Annotated in this window: 11 protein-coding genes and 1 pseudogene; 8 read left to right on the top strand and 4 right to left on the bottom strand. The window is 56.0% G+C overall.

Annotated features, from left to right (window positions below):
* From CPT76_RS16795 to ftsY, 7 genes are all read left to right on the top strand, one after another.
* The coding region (locus CPT76_RS16795; RefSeq protein ID WP_146116334.1) for an ACP S-malonyltransferase at positions 1-351 on the top strand (351 nt) is incomplete at its 5' end.
* 45 nt (positions 352-396) lie between these two features.
* Positions 397-1,146, top strand: coding sequence for a 3-oxoacyl-[acyl-carrier-protein] reductase (gene fabG, locus CPT76_RS16790; protein ID WP_105443653.1), 750 nt, complete (start codon positions 397-399; stop codon positions 1,144-1,146).
* A gap of 99 nt (positions 1,147-1,245) precedes the next feature.
* A complete protein-coding gene (acpP, locus tag CPT76_RS16785) occupies positions 1,246-1,479 on the top strand; it encodes an acyl carrier protein (protein WP_019638123.1) in 234 nt (77 codons plus the stop codon).
* Positions 1,480-1,599: 120 nt separating this feature from the next.
* The gene (gene fabF / locus CPT76_RS16780) at positions 1,600-2,769 is read left to right on the top strand and encodes a beta-ketoacyl-ACP synthase II (protein ID WP_374954655.1); all 1,170 of its coding nucleotides are present in this window, start codon (positions 1,600-1,602) and stop codon (positions 2,767-2,769) included.
* A 12-nt stretch (positions 2,770-2,781) separates the two neighbouring features.
* Positions 2,782-3,489: a ribonuclease III gene (gene rnc, locus CPT76_RS16775; protein WP_076168242.1), complete on the top strand. Its 708-nt coding sequence runs from the start codon at positions 2,782-2,784 to the stop codon at positions 3,487-3,489.
* Between the two features lie 156 nt (positions 3,490-3,645).
* Positions 3,646-7,215, top strand: a complete 3,570-nt coding sequence (gene smc, locus CPT76_RS16770) for a chromosome segregation protein SMC (protein WP_105443651.1) — start codon at positions 3,646-3,648, stop codon at positions 7,213-7,215.
* Positions 7,216-7,246: 31 nt separating this feature from the next.
* The gene (gene ftsY, locus CPT76_RS16765) at positions 7,247-8,260 is read left to right on the top strand and encodes a signal recognition particle-docking protein FtsY (RefSeq protein WP_105443650.1); all 1,014 of its coding nucleotides are present in this window, start codon (positions 7,247-7,249) and stop codon (positions 8,258-8,260) included.
* A 236-nt stretch (positions 8,261-8,496) separates the two neighbouring features.
* On the opposite strand, the gene CPT76_RS16760 is transcribed toward ftsY, so the two are convergent.
* From CPT76_RS16760 to CPT76_RS16745, 4 genes are read right to left on the bottom strand one after another with little or no spacing between them, the layout of a single operon-like run.
* The gene (locus tag CPT76_RS16760) at positions 8,497-8,700 is read right to left on the bottom strand and encodes a hypothetical protein (protein WP_105443649.1); all 204 of its coding nucleotides are present in this window, start codon (positions 8,698-8,700) and stop codon (positions 8,497-8,499) included.
* A gap of 37 nt (positions 8,701-8,737) precedes the next feature.
* Positions 8,738-9,172, bottom strand: coding sequence for a hypothetical protein (locus CPT76_RS16755; RefSeq protein ID WP_105443648.1), 435 nt, complete (start codon positions 9,170-9,172; stop codon positions 8,738-8,740).
* 51 nt (positions 9,173-9,223) lie between these two features.
* Positions 9,224-10,231, bottom strand: a complete 1,008-nt coding sequence (locus CPT76_RS16750; RefSeq protein WP_105443647.1) for a polysaccharide pyruvyl transferase family protein — start codon at positions 10,229-10,231, stop codon at positions 9,224-9,226.
* Positions 10,232-10,250: 19 nt separating this feature from the next.
* Positions 10,251-11,276: a glycosyltransferase gene (locus CPT76_RS16745; RefSeq protein WP_105443646.1), complete on the bottom strand. Its 1,026-nt coding sequence runs from the start codon at positions 11,274-11,276 to the stop codon at positions 10,251-10,253.
* A 229-nt stretch (positions 11,277-11,505) separates the two neighbouring features.
* On the opposite strand from CPT76_RS16745, the pseudogene trhA reads away from it, so the two are divergent.
* Positions 11,506-12,154: pseudogene (gene trhA / locus CPT76_RS16740) on the top strand (PAQR family membrane homeostasis protein TrhA).
* Positions 12,155-12,248: the final 94 nt, after the last annotated feature.

Below are 12,248 nucleotides of genomic sequence, written 5' to 3'. Positions count from 1 at the left end.
AGCGGACCTTTCCATTCCTCGCTGATGAAATCGGCTGCCGAGAAGCTGGGCGGGAAGCTGCAGCCTCTTCACTTCGATGAACCGGCCATTCCCGTGATTGCGAACGTGACGGCCCGTCCGGCCGCGTCTGCGGAGGAAATCCGCGGATTGCTGGTCGAGCAGGTATACTCTCCCGTGCTGTGGGAGGATACGGTGACCTATCTCATCTCCCAAGGGGTGGATACGTTTGTCGAGATCGGTCCCGGAAACGTGCTGACCGGCTTGATCAAAAAGACGGATAAATCCGTCAAGCTGATTAACTTAAGCAGCCTGGACAGCCTGGAGACGCTCAAGGCCAGTCTTGAACAATGATTACGCAATAAACTTTGGGTATACTCTAGGAAAGGAGGAATGGGTATGTCTAAGCCTTTACAGGGACAGACAGCACTCGTTACCGGCGGCTCCCGCGGGATCGGCCGCAGCATCGCGCTTGCGCTGGCCGAAGCCGGGGCTAACGTAGCCGTCAACTATTCGGGCAGCGAAGCGGCCGCCAAGGAGGTTGCGGAGCAGATCCGTGCGCTTGGCGTGGAGGCGATCACCGTTCAAGGCAATGTCGGTAAAAGCGAACAGGCCGAGGATCTCGTTAAAGAGGTCATTGCAGCGTGGGGCAAAATCGATATTTTGGTCAACAATGCGGGGATTACCCGGGATAACTTGCTGATGCGCATGAAAGAGGAAGAATTCGATCAGGTGATCGAAACGAATCTGAAGGGCGTGTTCAACTGCCTGAAGGCGGTCAGCCGTCCGATGATGAAGCAGCGCTACGGCCGGATCATCAACATTTCATCGGTCGTCGGCGTTCTGGGCAACGCCGGGCAGGCCAATTACGTCGCCGCCAAAGCGGGGGTAATTGGCCTAACCAAATCGTCTGCGCGTGAGCTCGCCTCGCGTGGCATCACCGTTAACTGTGTCGCACCAGGTTTTATTGATACCGATATGACACGAGAGCTGCCTGAGGATCTCCGGGCGAAGATGCTGGAAGACATTCCGCTCGCCCGCCTCGGACAGCCTGAAGAAATTGCCAAAGTCGTGGTTTTCCTAGCGACGGAAGGGGCATCCTACATGACAGGGCAGACGCTTCATGTGGATGGCGGTATGTACATGTAATACCGGAAATCTAGGAAAAACAGCGAGATAACCGTTTTCATTGCCTCTATGGCATTTTGAAAACTTTTCTCGTATAATACCAAAGAGGAGGTGAACCGGATGTCCGATGTATTGGAGCGTGTAAAACGCATTGTCGTCGATCGCTTGGGTGCTGACGAAGCCGAGGTTACACTGGAAGCATCTTTTAAAGATGATCTTGGTGCTGATTCTCTCGACGTTGTTGAACTGGTGATGGAATTGGAAGATGAATTCGATCTGGAAATCTCTGATGAAGATGCAGAGAAAATTACGACCGTAGGTGAAGTTGTAAACTACATACAATCTCATACCTAAGTCATTTGATAAGTCCCGTACTGCTCTTACAGGCGGGACTTCTCCTCATTTTCCAAGTGAATCGGCTTTACAAATAGGATAATTGATTTTGCAGATGCTGTTTATATAGAGGTGAACTTATTGATGCACAGAGTGGTTGTTACCGGGATGGGTGTTGTTACGTCACCCTTTGATGTCAGCGACTACCCTACACAGATTGCCGCTTCGGTGAAAGACTTTAATCCCGAGGCGTATATGGACCGGAAGGATGCGCGCAAGATGGACCGATTCGTCCAGTTTGCCGTTGTCGCCGGCAAAGCGGCCCTTGAGCACAGCGGGCTGGATATTCAGAAGGACTCCGATCCGAACCGGGTGGGCGTATCCATCGGTTCCGGCATTGGCGGCCTCGGAACCTGGGAAGACCAGCATAACGTTTTGCTGGAGAAGGGACCGAAGCGGGTCAGCCCGTTCTTCATCCCGATGATGATTGCGAACATGGCCTCCGGTCAATTGTCGATCATGCTGGGCGCCAAAGGCCCGAACACGACGCCTGTGACGGCATGTGCGACCGGATCGCACGCTATCGGCGACTCGTACAAGCTGATCCAGCGCGGCGATGCCGACGTGATGATCTGCGGCGGAGCTGAAGCGACCATCCGGCCGACGGGAATGGCCGGCTTTTGCGCTATGCGCGCCATGTCCACCCGCAATGACGAACCGGAGAAAGCGAGCCGTCCGTTTGACACCGGCCGTGACGGATTCGTCATGGGTGAAGGTGCAGGGATTCTCGTTCTGGAATCGCTGGAGCACGCGCAAAAACGCGGGGCCAACATTATCGCCGAAGTGATCGGCTATGGGCTGAGCGGCGACGCTCACCACATGACCGAGCCCGATCCGGACGGACCGGCGCGCTGCATGTCTATGGCGATGCGCGATGCGGGCATTCAGCCGGAGGACGTGGACTACATCAACGCGCATGGCACGTCGACGCCGGTTGGAGACCGTTCCGAGACGATCGCGATCAAGAAAGCGCTGGGAGACCATGCATACAAGGTTGCGGTCAGCTCGACGAAATCGATGACGGGCCACCTGCTGGGAGCCGCTGGCGGCGTTGAAGCGGTCATTTGCGGCCTGTCGCTGCAGAACCAGATGCTGGCGCCAACCATTAACTTGGACAACCCGGATCCGGAATGCGATCTGGATTATGTTCCGAACGTTGCACGAAAGGCTGATTTGGACGTTGTCATGTCTAACTCTTTTGGATTCGGCGGTCACAACGCCACTGTAGTCCTGAAGAAATTCGAGCAGTAAGGGGACGATTTGTTGAGTGGAGATCTGAAGCAGTTACAACAGAAACTTCAAATCCAATTTCACAATCGGCTGCTGTTGAAGCAGGCTTTTACCCACGCTTCCTACGTCAATGAGCACCGTTTCAGCCAGCAGCAGGATAACGAGCGCCTGGAATTTCTGGGCGACGCCGTGCTGGAGCTGACGGTTTCCGAGTATTTGTACAATCTGTTTCCGAACCGGCCCGAAGGAGAGCTGACCAAGCTGCGTGCGGCGATCGTCTGCGAACCGTCGCTGGTGAAATTTGCCGAGCAGCTGGAGTTCGGGCAGTACGTTCTGCTGGGAAAAGGTGAAGAGCTGACCGGCGGAAGAACCCGCCCGGCCCTGCTTGCGGATGTGTTTGAATCGTTTGTAGGAGCGCTGTACCTTGACCAAGGCCTGGAAGCGGCGCGGGCGTTTCTGGACCGCTACGTGTTCCCGCTGCTGGAAGAGGGCGGCAAAGTGCACATGAGCGACTTCAAGACAGAGCTGCAGGAGCTGACGCAGCACCATAACATGGGCGTTCTGGAGTACCGGATTGTGGAAGAACGCGGTCCGGCGCATGAACGCGAGTTTGTCTCCGAGGTGTATATGGGGAATGAGCGTGTGGGAAGAGGATCGGGCCGCTCGAAGAAAGAGGCGGAGCAGCAGGCTGCGGCCGAAGCGCTGAAGCAGCTGAAGCTGGCCGGTAACGGCTCCCTGTAAAGCATGGACAAACAAAGAGCAAAGAGCAGTCGCCTTTCGGATGGATGGCAGGAAGAGCCTTCAGACTGCTTTTTGCTCTTTATTCATTGGGAATATGCTTGTCCTCGCAAGCTGCAATGTTGTGGTATTATTAGGTTTAGAGGTGATTGAGGGAATATGTTTTTAAAACGGATCGAATTAGCCGGTTTCAAATCGTTTGCCGACAAAACGGAAATGGAATTTGTCCGCGGAATTACGGCTGTCGTCGGTCCCAACGGCAGTGGCAAGAGCAACATTTCCGACGGCATCCGCTGGGTGCTCGGGGAACAGAGCGCCAAGTCGCTGCGCGGGGGCAAGATGGAGGATATTATCTTTGCGGGAAGCGATGCGCGCAAAGCCGTCAATTTCGGCGAGGTGTCGCTGACCCTGGATAATGAGGATCATGCCCTGTCCCTCGATTTCAACGAGGTGACTGTGACGCGCCGTGTGCACCGCAGCGGAGACAGCGAATATTTTATCAACAAGCAGTCCTGCCGCCTGAAGGACATCACGGAGCTGTTCATGGATACAGGCATCGGCAAAGAGGCATATTCCATTATCGGTCAGGGCCGGATCGAGGAGATTTTGAGCACCCGGTCCGAAGACCGCAGAGGTATTTTTGAAGAGGCATCGGGTATCGTTAAATATAAATCCCGCAAAAAGGACGCCGTCCGCAAGCTGGATGAGACCGAGCAGAATCTGGTTCGGATCCACGACCTGGTCGTTGAGCTGGAAGATCAGATCGGCCCGCTGAAGGAGCAGTCCGAGAAGGCGATCCACTATAAACAGCTGCGGGAGCAGCTGAAGCATAAAGAAATTTCGCTCTACGTGTACCAGATCGAGCAGATTCACGCCGCCTGGAGCGAAGCGAATGCCAAGCTCGCCGTGCTGCAGGAAGAACAGCTTCAGCTGTCCACCGTCGTGTCGGCGCATGACGCCAAGCTCGAGAGCGACCGCGCCCAGCTCCGCAAGCTGGAGGAAGAAGTGGAGACGCTGCAGGGTGATCTGCTTCAGTACAGCGAAGCTTATGAGAAAAGCGAAGGCTATGCGGAGGTGCTCCGCGAACGCAAGCGGAACCTGGAAGCGAACCGGGAGCAGCTGGCCGGGTCGCTGACGGCAGGGGACGAGAGATTCGAAGACCGCAAAGCGGAAATCGACCTGCTGAAGTCCAAGCTGGAAGCTTCGCGGGACGAGCTGAAGGCGCTTCGGGATCAGCTGTCGGCCGAAGAATCGAAGCTGGCCGGCGTGACTGGAGGCATCAGCCAGCAGCAGGAAGAAACGTTAAAGGGTACGCTGCTGGAGCTGATGAACCAGATGGCGCAGACCCGCAACGAGATCCGCTATGCGGATCAGCAGCAGGAGGCGCTCTCCCGCCGGATGAACCGTGCCGCGGAGGAAACCGGCAAGTGGGAAACCCAGAAGGAGGAGCTGCTGAAGCGTAAGCAGCAGCTGGATTCGGCCATCGGGAAGCTGGGCGGGGAAATCCGCGAGCTGCGCGGCGGGTACATAAGCGAGAGCGAGCGGTATCAATCGCTGCAGCGGCTTCTGGACGAGAGCCAGGGCACGCTCCGCAAATGGGAGCAGAAGCGCGAAGCTCAGGTATCACGCCGGGATACGATGAAAGAGATGGCCGATGATTTTGACGGCTTTATGCTGGGCGTTAAGGAAGTGCTGAAAGCGTCCCGGCGCTCCATCCTGTCCGGCGTGCACGGGGCTGTGGCCGAGCTGATCCGCGTGCCTGAGAAGCTGGAGCTCGCGATGGAAACCGCGCTTGGCGCATCCCTTCAGCATATCGTCATGGATAATGAAGCAGTCTCGCGCCAGGCGATCTCCTTCCTGAAGCAGCGGCAGCTCGGCCGCGCGACCTTCCTGCCGCTCGACGTCATCCGGCCCCGCAACATTTCGGGGGGTGACCGTTCGATGGTGGAAGGCGTTGAAGGCTTCGTCGGCATCGGGGCCGACCTGGTGCAGTTCGACGGTCGGTATGCGCCGGTCGTCGGCAGCCTGCTCGGCAACGTTATCATCGCGGAAAGCCTGGAAGTGGCGAACCGGATTGCCGCCAGATGCCAATACCGCTACCGGGTCGTCACGCTGGAAGGTGACGTCGTCAATGCCGGCGGTTCGATGACAGGCGGCAGCCAGCATAAGAAGAACAGCAGCCTGCTCGGCCGCAAGCGCCAGCTGGACCAGCTCGATCAGGAGATCAACGATACGGAGGTTCAGCTGCGCAAGCTGCGCCAGAGCATTCAGGAGGTCAAGGTTCAGCTGACCGAAACGCAGGCCAAGCTGGACGAGCTGCGCCAGTCCGGCGACGAGAAGCGGATCGAGGAGCAGCGCTTGTCCAGCGACCTGAAGCAGCTGGAGCATGAGCTGCGGCATGTGCTGGAGCAGGTGGAAGTGGCCGATCAGGAGAAGACCGGCTTTAACGAGGAGAACAAGGAGCTTGAGGAAGCCCGAGCGAATGCTGTCAAGAAGCTGGCCGAGCTGGAGGAAGAAGAAAAAGCGACGCATCAAGCCATTCAAGCTGCCGAATTTGCTCGCAAGGCGAGCGAATCGGCGAAGGAGGAGCTGCAGAGCCAGCTTACCCAGCTTAAAGTCAGGGAAGGCAAGCTGGATCAGGAATGCTTCTCCTTGGAAGAGCAGTTAAAACGAATGCAAAGCGAATTCAATTCGCATGATAAAGAGCTGCGCCAGACGAAGACGCTGCTCGCTTCGATCGAGGCGGATCTGGAGACGAACGCGAAGGAATCCATTCAGCAGATCGAAGATTTGAACCGGTACCGGCTCAAGAAGGAGCAGGCATCCGAGCAGCTGGACTTCAAGCGGGCGGCCCGGACGCAGCTGTCGAAGAAGCTGGAGCTGGAAGAGAGCGAGACGAAAGAGCAGCGGACGCGCCTCAAGGCCGTGGAGGATCAGCTGCGCCAGACCGAAATCGGCGTGAACCGGCTTGACGTTGAGCTGGAGAACATTCTGAAGAAGCTCAGCGACGATTACGAGCTGAGCTACGAGCTGGCCAAGCAGCGCTATCCGATTCCGGAGGACGTGCCTGCGGTCCAGACCGAGGTGCGCGAGCTCAAGCGGGGCATCACCGCACTGGGCGACGTCAACCTCGGCGCGATCGAGGAATACCAGCGGGTCAACGAGCGGTACGAATTCCTGAATGAACAGAAGCAGGATCTGGTGGAAGCGAAGACGACGCTCTATGAGGTCATCCGCGAGATGGACGACGAAATGTCGAAGCGGTTCAAGCATACCTTTGACGCCATCCGCCGCGAGTTCGGAACCGTCTTCGTGAAGCTGTTTGGCGGCGGCCGGGCGGATCTGGTGCTGCTGGATCCGGAGCATCTGCTCGAGACCGGCATCGATATCGTGGCCCAGCCCCCGGGCAAAAAGCTGCAGAACCTGCAGCTGCTCTCCGGCGGGGAAAGGGCGCTGACGGCGATGGCGCTGCTGTTTGCGATTTTGCAGGTCAAGCCGGTGCCGTTCTGCGTGCTGGACGAGGTCGAAGCCGCGCTCGACGAAGCGAACGTGACGCGGTTCGCGCAGTATCTCCGTGAGTTTTCCGAGCAGACCCAGTTTATCGTCGTGACCCACCGCAAGGGAACGATGGAAGAAGCCGACGTCCTGTACGGGGTTACGATGGAAGAGGGCGGCGTATCGAAGCTGGTGTCCGTGCGGCTGGAAGACGACGAAGCGGAAATTGCTTAAGCATATTCAACCTTAGAGATGGAGGAGACCTATGAGCTTTTTCAGAAAGCTGAGAGAGAGCATTTCAAGCAAGACCGAATCCGTAACGAAGCAGTTCCGGGACGGATTGGAAAAAACGCGCAAAGGATTCGTTGAACGGGTCACCGACCTGATGACGCGCCGCAAAAAGATCGACGAGGAGTTCTATGAGGAGCTCGAGGAAATTCTGATCGGCGCGGACGTTGGCGTGAACACGGTCATGGAGCTGATCGACGATCTGCGTGCCGAAGTGAAGAAGCAGCGGATCGAAGACGCGGTGGAGCTGCAGCCGATCCTTTCGCAGAAATTGATGGAGCTGCTGCGCGGCGATGACGACAACGCGCTCCGCATGAACGAAGACGGCATTACCGTCATCCTGTTTGTCGGGGTCAACGGCGTCGGCAAGACGACGACGATCGGTAAGCTCGCCCACCGGTTTAAGCAGGAAGGCAAGAAGGTGCTTCTTGCCGCCGGCGATACCTTCCGTGCCGGGGCGATCGAGCAGCTCGAAGTGTGGGGCGAACGCGCAGGCGTAGAGGTCATCAAGCAGCATGCCGGCTCCGATCCGGCTGCGGTCATGTTTGACGCGGTTCAGGCTGCCAAACAGCGCGAGGCGGATGTGCTGATCTGCGACACGGCGGGACGCCTGCAGAACAAAACGAACCTGATGGAGGAGCTGAACAAAATTTTCCGCGTCATTCAGCGGGAAATTCCGGGTGCTCCGCATGAGGTGCTGATGGTGCTTGACGCAACAACGGGACAGAACGCCCTCAGCCAGGCCAAGCTGTTCGGGGAGAAGAGCGGGGTCACCGGCCTTGTCCTGACGAAGCTTGACGGTACGGCGAAGGGCGGCATCGTCGTGGCAATCCGCCAGGAGCTCAACCTTCCGGTGAAGCTCGTGGGCCTTGGCGAGAAAATGGAGGATTTGCAGCCGTTTGATTCCCAGCAGTTTGTACATGCCCTTTTCGCCGGACTGATCCAGGAGCAGGAGGCGGAAGGCGCAGCGCAGGATGAAACGCTGCACTGATCCGTGTACGGCAGGGATACTTGCATAAAAAACAAACAAAAAGAAGGATGGCATGCAGCCACCCTTCTTTTTTGCGTTGGGCCGAGCAAAGTGCCTCCAGCCTTACCGCATCTTTGGCTTCAAACAGAGCAATCAGACATTCTTGGAGTCTGACTGTGAACACCGCTTGAATCGACGAGTCTGCGGGTCGCCGTTCAAAAGCCGCGTCCCGTCAAACCCGTCAAACCTGTTACCCGTTAATCCGTCAGCACTCTGACAAACTCGACCGACCGGAGCGGCACAATGGCCACATCCCCCGGTGGGCCGTACATAACCGGCGGAACCTTCAGCATCAATGAAGCGTCGTTAACCGAGATGAGCGTGCCGGTGATCATGTCGCCTGGCGTCATGACTTCGACTTCCGAGTTTGTGAAGCCGCGAACCAATTCTTTGAAATCCATGGTCGTTCTCCTTTCGAATGGAATTGATTGTCATTAGTTACTGAACCGAAATAATCCGGCTGAACGGAATGATCAGCAGGTCGCCGCCGCTCTCGCGGAGTTCGACCGCGTCTTCAGCTACCGTCAGCACGACGCCCTGTAGGGTAGCGCTGGCTGTATCCACCCGGACCTCGCTGCCGATCTTGCCTGCGAAGTAGGCGTGCAGCTCGGGATTGTCCGTGATGCCCGTCATGACTTCTTCTTCCAGTCTCGCAACGCGGTCCGCCAGCGACTCTAACTCCTCGATCCGTCGGGCCAGCCGTCTGATTTCCTCCTTAAGCTCCTTCCATTCCCACAAGTGCTCATTCAGCTTTGCTTCAATCTGACGCACGTCATCCTTCACATGATGCAGCTCATGGCTTAGATGCAGGATCTGATCATGCAGCTGTCGGATCCGGATTTTCCAATGCCTATGATTCCAGAAAAACGTCATGGCTCCCATTCTCCTCCTTTAATTCATTGGCAGTTGCTTTCCCGAAAGGGACTATGATCGGTAAGACTCGATTTCTTCCTTCAGCCGACGCAGCTGATGCAGGCTTTCACGCTCCGCGCGGCGGATCGCCTTTTCCTGCAGCTTTATTTCTTTGGGACTTTCCTCCAGAAACGCGTCGACCCTGTTTTGCAGATCTTCGTAAGGCAGCTTGTAATCGCAGTAGTATTTTTTCATCCCGAACGCATCCAGCAGGCTCTCAACCTTGCGCATTTGGCTCAGGGCGAATACCGGTTTCCCGGCGCGCAGGGCGACCAGGGCGGGGTGGAGCTTGTAGGTGATCAAATAATCGACCGACTGGATATAGCTGTACGTCAGGTCTAATTCCATCAGCATAGGCAGCGTTTCGGCGGATGCCCCCGGGAGGGCCTCCTTGATCCGGGAGAGCATTTGCTGGCAGACCGTAAGGTCCGAGTAAATATTAGTGGGGTGGTTGATCACGGGGATAAACACAAGGTGGTAACCCTGCCGGATCAGGTGGAGCGACAGCTGCAGCATATTTTCAAACGGGAACGAAGGGTAAGCAAACAGGCACAGGCCGATGGTCGGCCGGCTGGAGAATCGTTTGACTGGATAGTCAGGCTGCCTGTACGCAAATACGATATCGTGGGCCTGCTGAACATGCTGATGGAATCCGGCTCTTTGAGCGATATCGGCCGAACGGCTGTCCCGGAATACGGCCATTTGCGCCGTGCTGATATAATTCCTGTATTTCGCAACCTGGTCCGCAGGCCAGCTGGATTCCGGGTAGTTGTCCACGATGCCGACGCCGTACAGCCATTTAGGGTGGTTCTTGAGCGCATCCGGAAAATAATAAGGGTTATACGAATACGGCGTGATCAAGTCCCCGCCCCCGATAATGACGTGGTCGGTTTGCGCCGGATCGAGACGGCTGGTCCACGGGTACACCACATGGCTATCGAATACCTGCTGCAGCGTTCTCAGAAAAAGATCGTCACCGAAGTTGCCCATGCCGTAATAACCGCATACTCCAATGTTCAACGATAAACGCCTCCTTTCATTAAGACATTGGCCCGCTCTTGCGCCGCAGCGTGTCCATAATGACCTGGTGCGCGGCTTCGCCCCGGTCTTCCCAGCGGTTGCTCCGCGCATATTCGATCCGAGCCAGCCGCTGTTCACGGGAGTCGGGCTCTTCCAGCATCCGGCCCAGCTTGGCGATAAAATCGTCGTGTGTGGTCGCCGTCGTAACATGGGGTTCCATGCGGATGCATTCCGGAAGCGCCGTCGACAGTACAGGCACACCTGATGCCATATATTCATAAGCTTTTACAGGATTGGTTGCCAGGGTAATGGGGTGATACTGAAAAGGGATTAACGCGACGTTGATATGCTGAAGATATTTTTTGAGCTCGGTGTGAGGCTTCTCGCCAAGCACATGAACATTCGGAAGCCTCGCATAGTCGGGGATATCGCCGTAGGCGGCACCGATGGACACGAAATGCACGTCCGGATAGTGCGACGCCATCTTCGCGAACAGATCGTGATCGAGCCAGTAGGCCCAGGCGCCGATATAGGCGGCGACTTTCCCCTGCGGCAGGTCATGAGGGCGCTGGGACGGGGCGGGATCGAAGAAGGAAGCATCAGCTCCGTTCGGGATCAGCGTTACCGGTTTATCAGGATAGGCCAGCTCCAGGCGCATCCGGATGGATTCGGCTGTGCAGACCAAATGGTCGGAAGCATCCACCATCTTGACTTCATACTTGGCCCAGTGTGGAAACTCATCACAGCAATCATAAATGATGGCATCCGGACGGTAGAGGGAAGTCAGACGTGTGCGCTGTTTGGCCCAGGTGGTCCAGCCCACGACCGCATGGTCTTCGCGAAGCTTCTTCAGCTTCTTCATAAAGGCGTGATGGTCGGTGAACAAAAACACGTTCGGCTCCACTTCTATGAATTCATGGTCCAGCGGCGCCAGGTTTTCAAAGAATACGAGGTGGCCCCTAGCCCCAAGCTGAGTCATGAGCTGCTGCGGCCGCTGCTTCATGTACTTCCAGTTCATCGTTTTCGGATAAATAATGATTGCCATAGTTTACATACCTCCTTTCAACCAGCCGCTTACAATATATGCTTTGATAGCTTTATAGAATTGGATGAAAGGACCAATTACAGGCGAAATGGGGAAAGAGCCCGGCCGACACGAATAGCATGTCAGTCCATCATGAGCCCCGCCATGGGATAAGCCCAGGGAAAGTGGAAATGCGGGCGGCTTGGAGGTTATAATGGTGAAAATAAAAGGATTGATGAAAGGGTTGTTTATGGCTAATACACACACTTACACCCGGAAGGAAGAAGTGGCGAACGCCATTACCCACGGCATTGGGGCACTGCTCAGCGTTGCCGCATTGGTGCTGCTGATCGTATTTTCAACCATGAAGGGGACGGCATGGCATATCGCCAGCTTTTCGATCTACGGGACGACGATGCTGATTTTGTACATCAACTCCACCTTGGTACACAGCTTTAAGGAGGGTAGGGTCAAGGATCTGTTCGAAATTTTTGACCATTCCTCGATTTACTTGTTCATTGCGGGCTCGTATACGCCGTTTATGCTGGTTGCGATCCGGGGACCGCTGGGGTGGTCGCTGTTCGCTACCGTATGGGGGATTGCACTGCTCGGCTGCGTTTTCAAGGCATTTTTTACGAAGCGATTTCTGTTTATGTCCACGATTTTCTATATTATTATGGGGTGGATGGTCGTGCTTGCCTGGGGGCCTCTGACGGCTGCCGTGGCTTCGGGAGGCATCTGGCTGCTGGCTGCCGGCGGGATCCTGTACACGCTTGGTACCATTTTTTTACGTGTGGAGGGGCTTTCCGTATCACCATGCGATCTGGCATTTGTTCGTGCTGGGCGGGAGCGTGATGCATTTCTTTGCGGTGCTGATCTATCTGCTTCCTTGGTCTTAAAGATAGAAACAAGAATCTTTTCAAGATGACAAGGATATTTGCTTGACATCTTTCTTTGTTTTCTGTATGATAAGGAACGTTAAAGAACTGTAAA

It is taken from the genome of Paenibacillus sp. AR247 (genome assembly GCF_002968895.1).
Lineage (GTDB): Bacteria > Bacillota > Bacilli > Paenibacillales > Paenibacillaceae > Paenibacillus_AQ > Paenibacillus_AQ favisporus.
The sequence above is the reverse complement of the archived record's forward strand: the minus strand, read 5'-3'. Positions and strand labels throughout refer to the sequence as shown.

Bases quoted from the DNA above. Each gene is read 5' to 3' on its own strand.
- fabG (WP_105443653.1), top strand. From the start codon at position 397: ATGTCTAAGCCTTTACAGGGACAGACAGCACTCGTTACCGGCGGCTCC.
- acpP (WP_019638123.1), top strand. From the start codon at position 1,246: ATGTCCGATGTATTGGAGCGTGTAAAACGCATTGTCGTCGATCGCTTG.
- smc (WP_105443651.1), top strand. From the start codon at position 3,646: ATGTTTTTAAAACGGATCGAATTAGCCGGTTTCAAATCGTTTGCCGAC.
- ftsY (WP_105443650.1), top strand. From the start codon at position 7,247: ATGAGCTTTTTCAGAAAGCTGAGAGAGAGCATTTCAAGCAAGACCGAA.
- CPT76_RS16760 (WP_105443649.1), bottom strand. From the start codon at position 8,700: ATGGATTTCAAAGAATTGGTTCGCGGCTTCACAAACTCGGAAGTCGAA.
- CPT76_RS16755 (WP_105443648.1), bottom strand. From the start codon at position 9,172: ATGACGTTTTTCTGGAATCATAGGCATTGGAAAATCCGGATCCGACAG.
- CPT76_RS16745 (WP_105443646.1), bottom strand. From the start codon at position 11,276: ATGGCAATCATTATTTATCCGAAAACGATGAACTGGAAGTACATGAAG.